Source organism: Bacillus sp. FSL K6-3200 (assembly GCF_038630485.1).
Lineage (GTDB): Bacteria > Bacillota > Bacilli > Bacillales > Bacillaceae > Bacillus > Bacillus safensis.
Genome location: NZ_CP152032.1, coordinates 3,176,891 through 3,192,428 on the forward strand (window position 1 = coordinate 3,176,891; position 15,538 = coordinate 3,192,428).

Here is a 15,538-nt window from a genome sequence, read left to right on the forward strand (position 1 = left end):
AAAATGGTATCACATACATAACTGACTTTTCTAAAAACAAAGGGGTTTATCGTCATGAAAGACTTGTCTATTCGAGATTCGCTCGTTCAAACTACAGGTGCTTTATATCAAAGCCTTCTCAAAAGGGATGATCATGAACGCGCAGCCAAACTAGCATCGATTATCAAAAAGGAAGCAGAAGAAGAAGTGTACATCGCATTTACCGGCCACTATTCTGCTGGAAAGTCGTCACTTGTGAATCATCTGCTTCATGATCATATCCTGCCAACGAGCCCAATCCCAACAAGTGCAAACTTGGTCGTCGTGAGAAAAGGGGAGAGTGAAGTAAAGCTCCACACTTCAGATGGCCGTTTTGCAAAAATGAGCGGTTCTTATGACAAAGAAGCAGTTCAGCGTTTTTGTAAGGATGGAGAACAGATTGAAATGGTGGAAATTAGCGGTGACTATCGAGGACTGGAAGAAAAGGTGGCACTGATTGATACGCCCGGAATTGATTCAACGGATCATGCCCACTTTTTATCTGCTGCGTCAATTCTTCATCAAGCAGATGCTCTTTTTTATGTCGTTCACTACAACCATGTTCATTCGGAGGAAAACATTCGTTTCATTCGCTCCATTAAAGAGAAAGTGCCAAATCTTTATTTCATCGTAAACCAAGTCGACCGACATGATGAGCATGAGACAGCATTTGAAGACTACAAAAATCAAATAGTTGATATGCTTCAAAAAGAAGGCATTGAAGAAGAACATCTATACTTTACATCTGTAACTGATGAGTCGCATCCAAGAAACGAAATGATTCGTTTAATCGAGAAACTGCAAGAATTACAAACATTGCCGAAAGCATCGCTTCGCGCCTATACCGAGCAGAAAATAGAGCATGTTTTAAAAGAACATATTGGCTCGCTAAAAGAAGAGCTGCAGGAAGAGGATCTTGATTTACAGCTTCAAGAAAAAAGAAAGGAAGTTAAGGAACTTGAAGCGAAAAGAAGCTTCATTGAAAATGGAGCAAAACAGTTAGAAGATGAAGTGTCTTCTGAAGTCGAGAACATTTTAAAAAATGCAAACCTAACCCCATTTAAAATGAGAGAGCTCGCAAGTGACTATATTGAATCGAAAGCACCTGGCTTTAAGGTAGGACTGCTGTTCGCTAAAAATAAAACCGAGCAGGAAAAAGAAAAGCGTGCGAATGATTTCTTAGCAGATGTCAAAGCAAGAATGAAAGCAGAAGTGGACTGGCATATTGCTGAGCTGCTCAAAAAAGAAGTCAAGAAGCATCAGCTTGGTGAAGAGCTATTAAATCAAGTGATGGCATTTGAAACACCTGTAGAAGAATCACTGCTTGAAAACGTGATTCATCATGGTGCAACATTTTCTAATGAATACGTTTTACAATATGCGAAAGATGCTGGTGAAGCACTGAAAAGACAGACCAAACAGAAAGCAATACCATTGATTGAACAAATGACCGAGATGCTGAAAACCCAGCTCATGAATGAAGAGGGAAAGCAGCAAGAAAAATGGGCCCAGGCAGCTCAGGAGCTCCAATCGCTGGAGCAAAGCATGGAAAAAAATGATCAAATCAGAAGAGATATTGAACATATATGGGATATATGGCAAAACGGAACAAATGAGCAGGTCGAAGAAGATTGGTTTTATGCGAAAAAACATCGGGTGCAGCATGACGAACTAAAGCAGAATCAAACGTCAATTCATGCGGAAGAAAGCGAGAAAGAACATCAGCAGCAGACAGAGCTTGATCAAATGCGTCAATCACAGCACATCACGACAGCGCAGTCGATTGACCAGTTTGAGCAGCTTTCTCAAATTTTAATGCCATTAAACGCGCTTCAATCTCAAAGAAAGTCCTTTGAAAAACGAACAAAGCGGCTGCAAGCGAAGGAATTTACACTTGCCTTATTCGGTGCTTTTAGTTCGGGGAAATCTTCGTTTGCCAATGCCCTAGTTGGGAGAAAGGTGCTGCCATCATCTCCTACACCAACTACGGCCACGATCAATAAGCTGACGAGGCCGACAGAAGACCATCCGCATGAAAGTGTGAAAGTGGTGTTCAAAACCGAGCAGGAAATAGTAGAGGAGCTCGATCAAATTCTCGGTTTTTCTATAACAGAAGAAAAGGGAGATACGTTTCAAGCGAAACTAGAGCGAACGCTGAAAAAAAGAGAGCTTGAACAGGATCACCGCATCATTGTTGAGCATTTTTTAAATGCTCATGACAAGTTCCGTGATTACATTCAAAAACAAACGCCGCTTAATGTCACCCTTCAAGAATTAAAGCCATATGTGGCTGAAGAGGCTGTTTCTTGTGTGGTAAAGGAAGTGACGGTGTATTTAAGTACACCTTTAACAGATAAAGGACTGACAATTGTTGATACACCAGGCGCCAGCAGTATGAATAAACGCCATACAGAGATTGCCTTTCAATATATGAAGGATGCTGATGCCCTTCTTTATTTAACTTACTACCAGCATTCTTTCTCAAAAGCAGACCGGTCATTTTTACGCAAACTCGGGCTTGTAAAAGATTCATTTAGCATGGATAAGATGTTTTTTATTATCAATGCAGCTGACCTCGCAAAGGATCAAGCAGAGCTTGAAACCGTCTTTGACTATGTGAAAAATGAGCTCACAAAAGAAGGCATCAGGCATCCAAATCTTCATCATGTATCGAGTAAGGAAGAGATTGAAGGCAAGGGCCAATCGCCTTATAACCAGTATGCACAGCTTAGAACACAGCTCGACTATTTTATTGAGGAAGAATTAACGAAAGATGCGATTGAGCTTCTGTATTTTGAAGCTAGTACATTATGTAGAACAGTTGAGAGGCTGCATGAGACGCTGCACCAGTCGGAAGATGAAAAGCTAGCGGAAAAGAAAAAGATAGACACATCCTATGAAGCGATCGTTGATCAAATGAGCCATATTAAACGTTCTAAGCTAGTGACAGAAAGTGTGAAAAAGGACTTGCACGAACAGCTTTACCACATTGTTCAGCGCTTGTCACTTTATGCAAATGATCTGTTAAAGACAGCCTTTTATCCTGGAATATCTCAAGGGGACTTCAGGCAGGAGTTGAAAAAAGCGCTTGAACAGGCGCTAAAGGATTATGAATTTGAATTTGTACAGGAGTTAAAGGCGCTTGATATTCGAATGGAATCGTTTATCACTCAATATTTCAAAGAGGAGTGGGAGAAAGGATTACAGGCTGCGTGTGCAGAAGATCCTTACTTTTCTCTCCGTTTGTCGCCGCCAGATGAGAAAAATGCAGAGCTGAAACAAATTGAAGTGGAAGCGGACCTGACGCCGTTTGAACCGCTCTTAAAGAAGCAAAAATCAGCGAAAGCTTTCTTTGAACAGAACGGGAAGGCAGCGTTTATTGAAGCGATTCGAGATGTCCTTTTCCAGTTAACGACGAAATGGGCAGATAAAGAAAAAGAAGAATTACAGAGCAGATACGATATGATGGTGAAGACCTTTACTGAAAGATATGAAACAGAAGCGCTCAAGCAGCTGAGTGAACAAAAACAAACATTTATCATGAGCTTGACGACAGATGCGAAAGAGCAGGCGATGATAGAACAAGTATACAAGCAAACAAATGAATGGAAGAATCAGTTGAAAACCATTTAATTCATGATAGACTATATAAAAAAGAAAGCAGTTGATAAAAAATGACGAGCGTACACGAAGAGATTTCCGCACATTCACAAAAACAGAATGCTCATATCAAGTCGTTTCTTGCGCTTGAGCAGAAAAGAGAGCAGGCAATAGAGACTGCTGTTTTCAAGTGTGAGCAAAACGAACCATTTACAACTGACGAGATCAATGCGATTACCTCAAAGATGAATGAGCTTGCACGAGGCGGAATTGTTCCGCTGCGTAAGCATGTCACGATTGATATGGTTAAGGAGTATGTCGAACGAAAACAGAAGTAAAGAGTAACTTTCTCTTTTTTGGTCATCTTAACAAGTGAACCGAGAAAGGGGAATGATGATGGAAAAAAAGAAGCATGCAAAAAAGCAGGATGAGCGTAATCCTAAACAAAAAGAGATGCCGTCCTACGCAGAAGCAGAATCGAAAAAAATGCAATACGGTCAAAAGTAATCCAAAGGTGCCACTTCTTTTTCAAAAGAAGAAGGCGCCTTTTTTATGTCGAATTCTATGTTCTGTGATAGAATAGGAGTATTGTTTTGAAAAAGGGAGTTTATAAGAATGAATAAACACGTACTGCTTGTTGATGGCATGGCGCTTCTGTTCAGATCGTTCTATGCAACGGCTGTCCATCGCAATTTTATGATAAATGATCACGGTGTTCCGACAAATGGAGTGAATGGCTATTTGAAGCATTTATTAACCGCTGTACAGACATTTGAGCCAACTCATATTGTTTGCTGCTGGGATATGGGAAGCCAAACATACCGAAATGAATTGTTTCAAGATTATAAAGCAAATCGAGGAGAGGCGCCTGTCGAGCTCATTCCGCAATTCGATTTAGCAAAGGAAGCGACAGAAGAATTAGGAATTGTAAACGTTGGTTTAAAGGGCTTTGAGGCAGATGATTGTATCGGCACGCTGGCGGCACTCTATCAGAATGAAGCACGTGTGACAGTTCTAACTGGAGACAAAGATTTGCTTCAGATTTTGAATGAGCAAGTGACTGTTGCTCTAATGCAAAAAGGAATTGGGAACTATAAGCATTATACAAAAGCCCTATTTGAAGAGGAAATGGGCATCTCTCCAAAGGCGCTGATCGATATGAAAGCACTTATGGGGGATTCAAGTGATAATTACCCAGGCGTCAAAGGAATCGGAGAAAAAACAGCATTAAAATTTATTCAAACATATCAAACCATTGATGAGTTATTAGAAAATGTTCATGAACTAACGGCTGCACAGCAAAAAAAAATGCAAGCAGGATTAGAAGATTTGAAGCTCTCCCGTCTATTGGCAGAGATCAAATGTGATGTCCCGCTGAGCTGTCCAATTGATGAGACGAAAATGAACATCAATCAAGAACGAGCTGCTTCCATGCTGCGATACCATCAAATCAAAGGGATTGAACCGATGGTGAATCGATTAAGTAAAATAGAGATCAGCTAAGCTAAGCTGATCTCTAAGGTCATCTTTTTGTATTGCTTTTCTTTGCTCTATTTTCGAGCTGAGATAGTGGTTGTTTATCTTTTGTTTGCGCATCACCTTGAGGGGTTGTCCCATTTGTGACACGACCTTTATTCTCTTTATCCAATCAGTATCACCTCATACATTAGCATAACCGAAAAAAAGCGATTCATCCTTTAGAAAGGTGAATCGCTTTTCTAGCGAGCTGATCAGCTACTTGATTTTCCTTGCTTGGAATCCACTTAATGAAAAATAAATCAAACTGGCTTTGAAGCTCGATCATCTCTTTTATAAAATGCTGAAAGGCTGGATTTTTAGCAAATCCTGCATTGGCCGCACGGTCAACTACCTGTGAATCTGTTCGAAACGAAACGGAACGCAGTCCTTTTTCTACGCAGATTTTCATCCCTTCAATAAGAGCGGTAAATTCTGCTTCGTGATTGCTCATGGATCCGAGAGGAATAGAGAAAGATTCTGCCTTTCCATCATATTTAATGAAAATGCCGATGCCAGAAGGACCTGGATTACCTGCGCTAGCACCATCAATGTATATTTCAGCTGGCAATTTATTTCACCCTTTCATCAAGCGGAACCATTTTTTTCGCTGCATACGCGTATGGTGTCGCAATCGCGGCAACGATAAATTTAATCACATAAGTCGTGATGAAGATTTCAATCCATACATGAAATGGATAGGTGCCAAGAAAGGCAATGGTTGTGAAGATTAGTGTATCAAGCAGCTGGCTAATCATCGTACTTCCAGCGTTACGCACCCAGAGCGCACCATCGGAAGGAAATATCCGGCGAATAAACGAATATACATAAACATCTAACATTTGACTGATGATATAAGCAGCAAGACTGCCAAGTGCGACCCTTGGCATAAAGCCAAATATCGTTTCCAGCGATGATTGCGAGATATCAGATGGAGCGGGATGGAATAGCAAAGCCTCCTGCATGACAACGGTAAGCGTTAAAAGAGTGGCAAAACCAATCCAGACAGCTTTTCTCGCTTCATTTTGTCCATATTTTTCATTCAATACGTCCGTTGCAAAAAACACACTGCCATATAAAATGTTTCCAAGTGTTGCTGTTAAGCCAAACAATTCAACGGTTTTGACCACTTGTAAATTTGCAGCAACCGTCGCAAAGCCAATCCAGACGAAAAGGCCCATTTTGCCAAATCCTTTATAAAATAGAAGAACAATGATAAAATTAATGATCGCAAATAAGATCCAAATACCTTCATTAAACAAGTGACATGAACTTCCTTTCTCATTGTAAAATGTAACTTTTTGATTATAGCATAACGAACGTTTACCTTAAAAGCACGGGAAGGCGATGTGATCAATGAAATTAAGAGCGCACTATACAATGAAAGTGAAATCGATTGGGTCCATTGCTTTTTTCCAAGAAGATTGGATGGAGTTAAAAGAGGCCTTGATTTTAGCAAAACATATCGACAAAAAAGAACCACAGTCACTCCTATCATTTGAAGATGAAAAAGGGGCGATGTGGTCTATTAAAGAACTTGAAAAGCTAAATGAAGAACTAAAGCTTGAACCTGATCAGCTTCAGGTCTATTTTGATGCAAGTTTTCACAAAGAAACAGGTGACTCTGGCCTTGGCGTTGTCGTGTACTATAAGCTCGGAGAAGATGCTTATCGTTTGAGGAAAAATCAGCCCTTCCAAGGAATCACCAATAATGAAGCAGAGTATGCGGCTTTATTTGAGGCAGTAAAAGCTTTAAAAGACCTTGGGGCAAGCAGAAATTCTGTCACGATTAGGGGCGATTCACTTGTTGTCATGAATCAGTTAAAAGGAGAATGGCCTTGTTATGATGATGTACATAACAAATGGCTTGACCGGATTGAAGCAGCTTTAAAGGAGCTGAAGCTCACGCCAACCTATGAAGTCATCGATCGTAAACAAAATGCAGAAGCGGATCAGCTTGCAAGGCAGATGCTTGCAGACGTCCCAATCGAAAGTAAATTGAAATTAGAAGCAGACGGAGCTGAATAATGTGGATAAAAAAACAGCAGTACAAGAATTGACGGATCTCCAAGACACGTATTGCTCAGATTGTTTGATTAAGAAGCACTTTCGAAAAGAATATGGCAAAAAATACGCCCACTCCTTTTGTATTCAGCAATGCACAGTTGGAGAGAAAATAAAAGAATACGGACAGACACTGCTTAAAAAGTAAGCACTGTGACACGGTTTTCCCTGCTCAAACATCCGCTCATGAAAAAAACACGAAGAGAATGTGTAAAAAAAGAACATATTCTGAAAAATGAGCCGATATAACTATAGAAAGTTTTGGTTGAGTTACTTTTTGACTAAGTGACGGATAATAGAGGAAAAGGGGAAGGCCGGCATGAATAATAAGGATTTCGAAACGGTATTACATCGAACATTTCAAGAGGTGTACAGCGATCTAGAGCAACTAGTAGATGTAGCAAAGAAGGGAAGACCTTTTCTCGAAAAAGATATTTCTGAAATTGAACAACGACTGAAGCAAAATATTTTAGCAATTGAAATTCAGCTGAAAATCAAATAAGAGAGGCATATGCCTCTCTTTATTTTGTCGTTTCATCATTGATTTAGTTGATTAGATTTTTGTTACGTTTGCAGCTTGAGGTCCACGATTACCTTCAACGATTTCAAAAGAAACTTCTTGTCCTTCTTCTAAAGACTTGTAACCGTCTCCTTCGATAGCTGTGAAGTGAACGAATACATCGTCTCCGCCTTCAACTTCAATGAAGCCGAAACCTTTTTCATTATTGAACCATTTTACTTTACCGTTTTGCATATTGCTTTTTCCTCCTAGTACTGTAGCACACCTTTTGGCGTACTAAAAAAAATTTTCATCACCTAACGACTTTGCAGTTGTTAAATGATGGTTTCACTATACACCATCAAAAGTAAAGCGTCAAGCTGTCGAGCCAAATTTTGAGCAGAATGTTTGATTTTTTTGTTTTTTTCGTGAATAACAATGAAATATAAAACGTTCTATTCGAAACCTAACATGCAGCTTGTCCGTATATAAAAAAAATACAGAAAGAGGTGCAATCATGAATCGTTATACACTTGAAGAATTTGTTCAGAATACGCAGCAAGAAGATAAAGGAGAAGGGGTCTTCGAACTTGAAACACCAAGGCTTTTAGAAATTAATTTGACTGACACCATTTGGGCAAAAACAGGTTCCATGGTTTCTTATCGAGGGAAAATCAAATTTGAACGTGAGGGTGTTTTTGAGCACGGCGTCTCAAAGATGTTCAAAAAAATGCTCTCAGGAGAAGGCACCTCACTGATGAAGGCGACAGGTGATGGAAAATTATATGTGGCAGATCAAGGCAAAAAAATCTCGATTCTTCGTTTGGCTCAAGGGGAATCCGTTTTTGTTAATGGAAACGACCTGCTCGCTTTTGAACCGTCTGTCCGCTGGGATATCAAATTGATGAAAAAAGTGTCTGGCATGCTTGCAGGCGGATTATTTAATGTCAAATTAGAAGGGCCGGGCTTAGTTGCGGTTACGAGTCATTATGAGCCGCTGACGCTCATTGTTCAGCCGGGTGACTCAGTTTTTACAGATCCGAATGCGACAGTTGCTTGGTCTGGGGATTTAAAAACTGAATTTGTGACAGATGTTTCATTTAAAACCTTTATCGGCAGGGGAAGCGGAGAGTCAATTCAAATGAAGTTTAGCGGAAGCGGCTTTGTTGTCGTTCAGCCGTTTGAGGAAGTATACACAACAAATGGAAATCAAGGGTAAAGAAAAGGTGTCCGTCAATGACGGACACCTTTTTATGATAATGCGCGAGCATACGTTTTGTTATTCATGATGATATCTGACTGCTCGACGATATCTTCCAAAATGGTTTGAGAAGATTGTTTTAAATGCAGTTTTTTCATGTTTTGTTTCATTGTTTCTAATTTTTCTTCATCCTGCAGCAAGTTGGTCACAGATTCTAAAATGTCTTCATGTCTGTTAATGACAATGGCAGCGCCATAATCCTCAAAGAAAAGAGCATTTTCCTTTTCTTGTCCAGGGACAGGCTTGTAAAGAATGACCGGGACACCGATTGCAGTTGCTTCTGTTAAAGTAATGCCGCCTGGTTTGGTAATCATACAATCTGTTACTCTGAACAATTCATCAATTTGTTCCACATATCCAAGCGCCTTCAATTGGTCTGGGTGTGCTTTTTCAAGTTCGCTAAGCGATTGTTTCAGCGCTGCGTTTTTTCCGCATACAACAACAATTTGTACTTCGCTGTCGAGAAGAAGCGCCTCACATAATTCCTTCACATTTTTTAACACACCGTGAGCACCAGCCATGATGAGAAGAACTTTTTTGTCTGATGATAATCCATATTTCTTATAGATCATCGATTTTGGCACGTCTGCTTCAAATTGTGGTCTAATAGGAATGCCTGTCACCTTGACATCGCTTGGATGTGTGCCGATTTCCACTAATTTTTGTTTCACATAATCGGTTGCAACATAGTATCGGTCGATGTTTTCATGTACCCAAATCTTATGGAGACAAAAATCTGTCATGACGTTAAAAGTTGGAATTACTTTACCTGTTTTGTTTCGGTATTCTGGTACAACAATCATCGGGAATGTAATAATGATGATATCCGGATTGTGTAACTGAATTAATTCATCAAGACGCTTATTTCCCATCTTTAAATAAATGTTAAATTTGCGTTTATTGTAAATTTTATCTACACCGTAATAAAACAAGCGATAAAATTGTTTCCCAATGGAAAAGCTCTTCAAGTATAAATATTGAGTCACTTCTGACACAATGGGATTCGATTCTTGATACAAATTAGAAACTACAACATGTTCAAACCCTTGGGATTTGCATTCATCATACAGTGTTTTTGCTACCTGCATATGTCCATTTCCATAATTTGCGGTCAAGATTAATATTTTTTTATTGGTATTCAAGAATATTCACCTCAAATGTAATCAACAACAACAAAACTTCGTACGAAAACTATTAATCTCATAGGTCTACATATACATAAAGATAACATATAAACAGTTAGAGCATATCATTCGTTACGAAAGAATTAAACTAATTTTAAAAAACAAACAGATTCAATTGATAATGGAAGATAGAGCCATTTGTATTTTAACACATTTTGACGATTTATCATCAGACGACAGTCTATTTTATTCCCAAACGTATGGTGTCTCTTGATAAACATAATAATTAAGCCAATTCATAAACAATAAGGTGGCATGGGCTTTCCAGCGATTTACTGGGACTAATGTGTCACCATCTTCTATAAAATAGTGGACAGGTTTTTGGACTGTATCATGTTTCAACAAATCTCTTTCATATTCCTGCATCAATGTGTCAGTATCATATTCAGGATGTCCAGTTAAAAATACTTGTTTATCATCATCTGAAACAATTAAACAAACACCCGCTTCTTCAGACATACTCAAAACCTTCAAATTCGGCGTGTTTTTTAATTGTTCTGTATTAATATCTGTATGCCTAGAATGTGGGACATAGTATACTTCATCGAAACCTCTGACTAATCTTTCTTTTTTCTCTTTCACAAGATGCTCAAATACGCCAAATTTTTTCTCAGGAAGCTTGATTTTTTCAATCCCGTAATGATGATATAAACCTGCCTGTGCACCCCAGCAAATATGAAGGGTAGATGTCACATTGGTTTTACTCCAGTCTAAAATGTCCTGCAGCTCTTTCCAATAAGAAACTTCTTCAAAAGGTAAGTGCTCAATTGGTGCGCCAGTGATGATCATTCCATCAAATTTTTTATGGCGGATCGATTCAAAGGTCGTATAAAATTCATCTAGATGCTCTCTCGACGTATTCTTCGGTGTATGTGTACTTGGAATCAAAAACGTGAAGTACACTTGCAAAGGAGAATTTCCGAGCATTCTCAGCAGCTGCGTTTCAGTTTGTATTTTTTTTGGCATTAAATTTAAGATCACGATATTCAAAGGACGGATATCTTGCTTGAATGCCCTTGTCTCATCCATGACGAAAATATTTTCGCTCTCTAGTATTTGTTTTGCCGGCAGATGAACTGGTATGTTAATAGGCAACTCGCCACCCCCTGAACCAAAGCTAATTTCACTTCATTATAGGAACTTTCTGGCGATATTTCAATGTTTCAATTATGTTACAATGAAAAATAGAGCAAAAAAGAATGCTGTTTCTGTAAAAAAAGGAGGCCATTTTGTTATGATCACAAAGCATTTATCAGATATTGACATTGCCCAAAAGGCTACACTGAGACCGATTCAAGACATCGCAGCAAAGCTGCAAATACATGACGAAGAATTAGAATGCTATGGTTTCACAAAAGCGAAAATATCTTTGACTATTTTTGATCGTTTAAAGGAACAAAAAGAAGGGCACGTGATTCTTGTCACTTCGATCAATCCTACGCCAGCAGGTGAGGGGAAATCCACTGTAACTGTCGGCCTTGGTCAAGCCTTCGAAAAAATTGGCAAAAAAGCGATCATTGCGATGCGTGAGCCATCATTAGGTCCTACAATGGGAATTAAAGGTGGTGCAGCGGGCGGAGGATATTCACAGGTGCTGCCAATGGAAGAAATCAATCTTCACTTCACTGGAGATTTTCATGCCATTACATCTGCACATAACGCCTTATCTGCATTTATTGATAACCATATCCATCACGGAAATGAACTCGGCATCGACACGCGCCGTATTGTGTGGAAGCGGGTGCTTGATTTAAACGATCGTGCATTAAGACAGGTTGTTGTCGGACTTGGCGGTCAGTTAAATGGGTATCCTAGAGAAGACGGATTTGACATTACAGTGGCTTCTGAAATGATGGCGATCCTCTGTTTAGCAGACGACTTAAACGACTTAAAAAAACGTCTTTCTTCTATTGTTGTTGCCTATAATCAAGAGGGCGAGCCAGTCACAGTTGGAGCACTTGGATATGAAGGTGTTCTGACGTTACTTTTAAAAGACGCACTCAAACCGAACCTTGTTCAAACAATTGAAGGAACTCCAGCCCTTGTCCATGGCGGTCCTTTTGCCAATATTGCACATGGATGCAATAGTTTAATTGCAACCAAAATGGCAGCAAAATTAGCTGATTATGTTGTAACAGAAGCTGGATTTGGAGCAGATCTTGGAGCAGAAAAGTTCCTGCACATTAAAACAAGAGCTGGTGATTTCAAACCTGGTGCAGTTGTCATTGTGGCAACAGTTAGAGCATTAAAGATGCATGGCGGAATGAAGAAAACCGAACTTAAAGAAGAGAATGCACACGCCGTATTAGAGGGTATACATAATTTAGAAAAGCATATTGAAACCGTACAAGCTTTTGGTCTTCCATATATCGTCGCGGTAAACCGGTTTATTACGGATACAAAAGAAGAGATTCAAGCAATAGAAGATTGGTGCGGCAAACATGGCCATCCAGTCAAAGCCGTGAATGTATGGGAAGAAGGAGGAGAAGGCGGGACAGCTCTTGCTGAGGAACTAGCGGCACTCATTGAAAAGAAAAAGAACAACTTTACCTATTTGTATGAAGAGAATGATTCCATTGAAGAAAAGTTATCTAAAGTAGCCAAAGTGGTATACGGGGCAGAAGGAGTCACGCTCACATCCAAAGCAAGAAAGCAGCTGGCTGCCATTGAGGAAAACGGCTGGGCTCATTTACCGGTTTGTATGGCAAAAACACAATATTCTCTTTCGGATGATCCAGCTTTAATCGGCAGACCTAAAGGCTTTACCATTACGATTCGAGAGTTAAAGCCATCTGTAGGAGCAGGGTTTATTGTGGCCTTAACTGGAAGCATTTTGACAATGCCTGGATTACCTAAAAAACCTGCGGCTCTTGAAATGGATTTATTAGAAGACGGCAGTGTGACAGGACTCTTTTAAACGGGAGCATAAAAAGCGATTTTCTAAAAGAAGCATGTTACGATAAGAAAAAGTGAATCCTAGGAGGCTATGAGATGTCAATTTATGATATTCAGGTCAAGACCATTAACGGTCAGGAAAAATCGATGGCAGACTACAAAGGAAAAGTGCTCATTATTGTAAACACAGCAAGCAAATGTGGACTGACTCCTCAATTTAAACAATTACAAGAGCTATATGATCAATATCATGAAAAGGGCCTTGAAATATTAGGATTTCCGTGTAACCAATTTATGAACCAAGAGCCAGAAGGAGAAGAAGCCATTCAAGAATTCTGTTCTTTGAATTATGGAGTGACCTTCCCTATGTTTGCGAAAGTAGATGTCAATGGCGAAGAGGCGCACCCGCTCTTTAAGCATTTAACAAGTGAAGCGAAAGGTGTGCTTGGGACAAAAACAGTGAAATGGAATTTCACAAAATTTATCGTGGACCAAAACGGAGAAGTCACTGAACGATTCTCTCCGAAAACACCTCCAAAAGAATTGGAAAGCTCAATCATCGCTCTGTTGGACAAATAAGATGCTGACGATCATGCAGCAAAAACAATTGGAGGCAGCTGCCTCCTTTGTTTCAGATAGGCTGAAGGATGAACCGACTGGACACGATGCGGCTCATGTTGCTCGTGTGCGCCAGCTTGCCGTTCGTATTGCAAATCAGGAAGGCGGCTCTCTTTTTATCATCGAAATGGCGGCAATTGTACATGATGTCATTGATGAAAAGCTGTCAAGTGAATGGAAGATTCCGAAGGAGCAGCTTGAGCGCCAGCTCCTTTTGTGGGAAGTGGGCACGCGGGATATCCGCTATATCATGGACATCATTACAACGATGTCTTTTCGTCATCGGCATAAGCAGTTTAGGCCAATGACGTTAGAAGGGGCTATTGTTCAAGATGCGGATAGGCTGGATGCGATAGGAGCAAGCGGCATCGCTAGAGTGTTTACGTATGCTGGCGCAACAGGTGAGCCCCATTATACAAAGGACACGCAGCAGGGTTCTGTGCTAAAGCATATGGAAGAAAAACTGCTCAAATTAAAAGACTTGATGAACACTCATGCAGGAAAGCAGCTTGCCGATGAGCGGCATGAATTGATGAGTTTATTTATCAAGAAGTGGAAAGAAGAATGCGGCCTTACAGATGAGTAGGGTCTTTATGTGTGTAAGGAGGATATATCAATGAAAATAACAGCAATAGAACCAACGCCAAGTCCGAATACCATGAAGGTTATTTTGACAGAAGCACTTGCAGGCGGTAAAAGCAACAACTACAAAAAGGATCAAAAAGACGAAGCGCCAGAAATGATCAAGCGTATTTTAAGCATTGAAGGTGTAAAAGGGGTTTATCATGTTGCAGATTTCTTAGCGGTTGAGCGAAATGCAAAGTTTGACTGGCAGGGTATTTTACAACAGGTCAGAGAAGCCTTTGGACAAGAAACAGAAGGTCTTCAGGAAGGATCGCAGTCAGGTGATGACACATTTGGCGAAGTGAAAGTGTTTGTCCAAATGTTTAATGGGATTCCAATGCAGGTCAAACTGTCAGATGGTGAAAGAGAAGAACGGTTTGGCATGCCTGAACGTTTTCAAGCAGCCATTTTAAAGCTTAGAAGCAGCTCAGACAATGTCGTGTTTGAGCGTGTGTGGAAAGAACATGGCGTTCGTTTTGGGGAATTTGCTGATATCGGTCAGGAAGTCACAGAGGAGCTGCAAGCAGCCTATGATGATGAGCGTTTAGCCCGATTAACAGAGGCAGTTAAAGAGGGACAGGAAGCTGTAGATAGACAGGTGAACCGAAAGGCATATGATGTAACAGAAGACATGCTGCAAGAGGAAGATTGGAAAAAACGTTTTGCCCATTTAGAGCAAATGCAGCCAGAGCAAAAGGATATACCTGTTTTAATGAAAGCAATGGAGGATCCAAAAACGTCTATTCGCAGACAAGCCGTTGTGAATGCTGGCATGATTGAAGATCCTGCCATTCTGCCTATTTTATATAAGGGGCTCGAAGACAAAACAGTGACGGTCCGCAGAACGGCTGGCGACTGCATTTCTGACCTTGGCGACCCTAGTGCTATAGCAGCCATGATCGCAGCATTAAAGGACCCGAGTAAGCTTGTCCGCTGGCGTGCTGCTATGTTCCTTTATGAAGAAGGAGACGAAACGGCACTTGAAGCATTAAAAGAAGCAGAGCAAGATCCTGAGTTTGAAGTCAGTCTTCAAGTGAAAATGGCCATTGAGCGCATTGAGCATGGAGAAGAAGCGAAAGGCTCTGTATGGAAGCAAATGACAGAAAGTAGAAAGAATGCATCCGAATGATGAGAAAGATGAACAAGCTGCCAATGAAAAGCAGCTTGTTTTTCTAAAAATGATAGACAGAAAAATTTTTTTAGAAAAATTATTTTGAATATTGTTGAAATATGCGAAAAAACTCTATATAGTAGTACCAA

General features: G+C 40.1%; 17 protein-coding genes. 11 read left to right on the top strand and 6 right to left on the bottom strand.

The genetic code is table 11. From position 1 onward, the window contains the following. Window positions 1-54: 54 nt before the first annotated feature. The 3 genes from MHI60_RS16330 to MHI60_RS16340 all read left to right on the top strand — a co-directional run bounded on the left by MHI60_RS16330 (window position 55) and on the right by MHI60_RS16340 (window position 5,121). Window positions 55-3,651, top strand: a complete 3,597-nt coding sequence (locus MHI60_RS16330) for a dynamin family protein (RefSeq protein ID WP_144484460.1) — start codon at window positions 55-57, stop codon at window positions 3,649-3,651. A 41-nt stretch (window positions 3,652-3,692) separates the two neighbouring features. Then, window positions 3,693-3,956: a YpbS family protein gene (locus tag MHI60_RS16335; RefSeq protein WP_144470921.1), complete on the top strand. Its 264-nt coding sequence runs from the start codon at window positions 3,693-3,695 to the stop codon at window positions 3,954-3,956. A 277-nt stretch (window positions 3,957-4,233) separates the two neighbouring features. Then, a complete protein-coding gene (locus tag MHI60_RS16340; protein WP_144484457.1) occupies window positions 4,234-5,121 on the top strand; it encodes a 5'-3' exonuclease in 888 nt (295 codons plus the stop codon). Window positions 5,122-5,140: 19 nt separating this feature from the next. Here the strand turns inward: MHI60_RS16340 and MHI60_RS16345 are convergent, their stop codons facing one another. From MHI60_RS16345 to MHI60_RS16355, 3 genes are read right to left on the bottom strand one after another with little or no spacing between them, the layout of a single operon-like run. Beyond that, on the bottom strand, window positions 5,141-5,266 hold the full coding sequence (locus MHI60_RS16345) for a hypothetical protein (RefSeq protein WP_003215584.1): 126 nt from the start codon (window positions 5,264-5,266) through the stop codon (window positions 5,141-5,143). Window positions 5,267-5,308: 42 nt separating this feature from the next. After that, window positions 5,309-5,704 (bottom strand): reverse transcriptase-like protein, encoded by a 396-nt coding sequence (locus MHI60_RS16350; protein ID WP_048239379.1) that lies wholly within the window; start codon window positions 5,702-5,704, stop codon window positions 5,309-5,311. 1 nt (window position 5,705) lies between these two features. Then, entirely contained in the window at window positions 5,706-6,395 is a 690-nt protein-coding gene (locus tag MHI60_RS16355) for a queuosine precursor transporter (RefSeq protein WP_003215661.1), read from the bottom strand. A 94-nt stretch (window positions 6,396-6,489) separates the two neighbouring features. On the opposite strand from MHI60_RS16355, the gene MHI60_RS16360 reads away from it, so the two are divergent. From MHI60_RS16360 to MHI60_RS16370, 3 genes are all read left to right on the top strand, one after another. Beyond that, entirely contained in the window at window positions 6,490-7,161 is a 672-nt protein-coding gene (locus MHI60_RS16360; protein ID WP_095408833.1) for a ribonuclease H family protein, read from the top strand. A gap of 1 nt (window position 7,162) precedes the next feature. Continuing rightward, window positions 7,163-7,345: a zinc-finger domain-containing protein gene (locus MHI60_RS16365; protein WP_024422748.1), complete on the top strand. Its 183-nt coding sequence runs from the start codon at window positions 7,163-7,165 to the stop codon at window positions 7,343-7,345. A gap of 171 nt (window positions 7,346-7,516) precedes the next feature. After that, window positions 7,517-7,699: a hypothetical protein gene (locus MHI60_RS16370; protein ID WP_039179402.1), complete on the top strand. Its 183-nt coding sequence runs from the start codon at window positions 7,517-7,519 to the stop codon at window positions 7,697-7,699. A 51-nt stretch (window positions 7,700-7,750) separates the two neighbouring features. On the opposite strand, the gene cspD is transcribed toward MHI60_RS16370, so the two are convergent. Beyond that, on the bottom strand, window positions 7,751-7,951 hold the full coding sequence (gene cspD / locus MHI60_RS16375; RefSeq protein ID WP_003215784.1) for a cold-shock protein CspD: 201 nt from the start codon (window positions 7,949-7,951) through the stop codon (window positions 7,751-7,753). 262 nt (window positions 7,952-8,213) lie between these two features. On the opposite strand from cspD, the gene MHI60_RS16380 reads away from it, so the two are divergent. Continuing rightward, window positions 8,214-8,915: an AIM24 family protein gene (locus MHI60_RS16380; protein WP_144470909.1), complete on the top strand. Its 702-nt coding sequence runs from the start codon at window positions 8,214-8,216 to the stop codon at window positions 8,913-8,915. A 32-nt stretch (window positions 8,916-8,947) separates the two neighbouring features. On the opposite strand, the gene MHI60_RS16385 is transcribed toward MHI60_RS16380, so the two are convergent. Together MHI60_RS16385 and metA are read right to left on the bottom strand one after the other, a co-directional pair. Next, complete coding sequence (locus MHI60_RS16385; protein ID WP_144470907.1) at window positions 8,948-10,099, bottom strand: diglucosyl diacylglycerol synthase; 1,152 nt, start codon at window positions 10,097-10,099, stop codon at window positions 8,948-8,950. A 228-nt stretch (window positions 10,100-10,327) separates the two neighbouring features. Continuing rightward, window positions 10,328-11,236, bottom strand: a complete 909-nt coding sequence (gene metA / locus MHI60_RS16390; RefSeq protein WP_095408830.1) for a homoserine O-succinyltransferase — start codon at window positions 11,234-11,236, stop codon at window positions 10,328-10,330. A 139-nt stretch (window positions 11,237-11,375) separates the two neighbouring features. Here metA and MHI60_RS16395 point away from each other — a divergent pair, with 139 nt between their 5' ends. The 4 genes from MHI60_RS16395 to MHI60_RS16410 all read left to right on the top strand — a co-directional run bounded on the left by MHI60_RS16395 (window position 11,376) and on the right by MHI60_RS16410 (window position 15,407). Then, the gene (locus tag MHI60_RS16395; RefSeq protein ID WP_144470905.1) at window positions 11,376-13,058 is read left to right on the top strand and encodes a formate--tetrahydrofolate ligase; all 1,683 of its coding nucleotides are present in this window, start codon (window positions 11,376-11,378) and stop codon (window positions 13,056-13,058) included. A gap of 74 nt (window positions 13,059-13,132) precedes the next feature. Continuing rightward, window positions 13,133-13,615 (top strand): glutathione peroxidase, encoded by a 483-nt coding sequence (locus MHI60_RS16400; protein ID WP_041085791.1) that lies wholly within the window; start codon window positions 13,133-13,135, stop codon window positions 13,613-13,615. Window position 13,616: 1 nt separating this feature from the next. Then, window positions 13,617-14,240 (top strand): HD domain-containing protein, encoded by a 624-nt coding sequence (locus MHI60_RS16405; protein ID WP_144484454.1) that lies wholly within the window; start codon window positions 13,617-13,619, stop codon window positions 14,238-14,240. Between the two features lie 30 nt (window positions 14,241-14,270). After that, a complete protein-coding gene (locus MHI60_RS16410) occupies window positions 14,271-15,407 on the top strand; it encodes a conserved virulence factor C family protein (RefSeq protein WP_095408826.1) in 1,137 nt (378 codons plus the stop codon). Window positions 15,408-15,538: the final 131 nt, after the last annotated feature.

Bases quoted from the DNA above. Each gene is read 5' to 3' on its own strand.
- MHI60_RS16330 (WP_144484460.1), top strand. From the start codon at position 55: ATGAAAGACTTGTCTATTCGAGATTCGCTCGTTCAAACTACAGGTGCT.
- MHI60_RS16335 (WP_144470921.1), top strand. From the start codon at position 3,693: ATGACGAGCGTACACGAAGAGATTTCCGCACATTCACAAAAACAGAAT.
- MHI60_RS16340 (WP_144484457.1), top strand. From the start codon at position 4,234: ATGAATAAACACGTACTGCTTGTTGATGGCATGGCGCTTCTGTTCAGA.
- MHI60_RS16360 (WP_095408833.1), top strand. From the start codon at position 6,490: ATGAAATTAAGAGCGCACTATACAATGAAAGTGAAATCGATTGGGTCC.
- MHI60_RS16370 (WP_039179402.1), top strand. From the start codon at position 7,517: ATGAATAATAAGGATTTCGAAACGGTATTACATCGAACATTTCAAGAG.
- cspD (WP_003215784.1), bottom strand. From the start codon at position 7,951: ATGCAAAACGGTAAAGTAAAATGGTTCAATAATGAAAAAGGTTTCGGC.
- MHI60_RS16380 (WP_144470909.1), top strand. From the start codon at position 8,214: ATGAATCGTTATACACTTGAAGAATTTGTTCAGAATACGCAGCAAGAA.
- MHI60_RS16395 (WP_144470905.1), top strand. From the start codon at position 11,376: ATGATCACAAAGCATTTATCAGATATTGACATTGCCCAAAAGGCTACA.
- MHI60_RS16400 (WP_041085791.1), top strand. From the start codon at position 13,133: ATGTCAATTTATGATATTCAGGTCAAGACCATTAACGGTCAGGAAAAA.
- MHI60_RS16405 (WP_144484454.1), top strand. From the start codon at position 13,617: ATGCTGACGATCATGCAGCAAAAACAATTGGAGGCAGCTGCCTCCTTT.
- MHI60_RS16410 (WP_095408826.1), top strand. From the start codon at position 14,271: ATGAAAATAACAGCAATAGAACCAACGCCAAGTCCGAATACCATGAAG.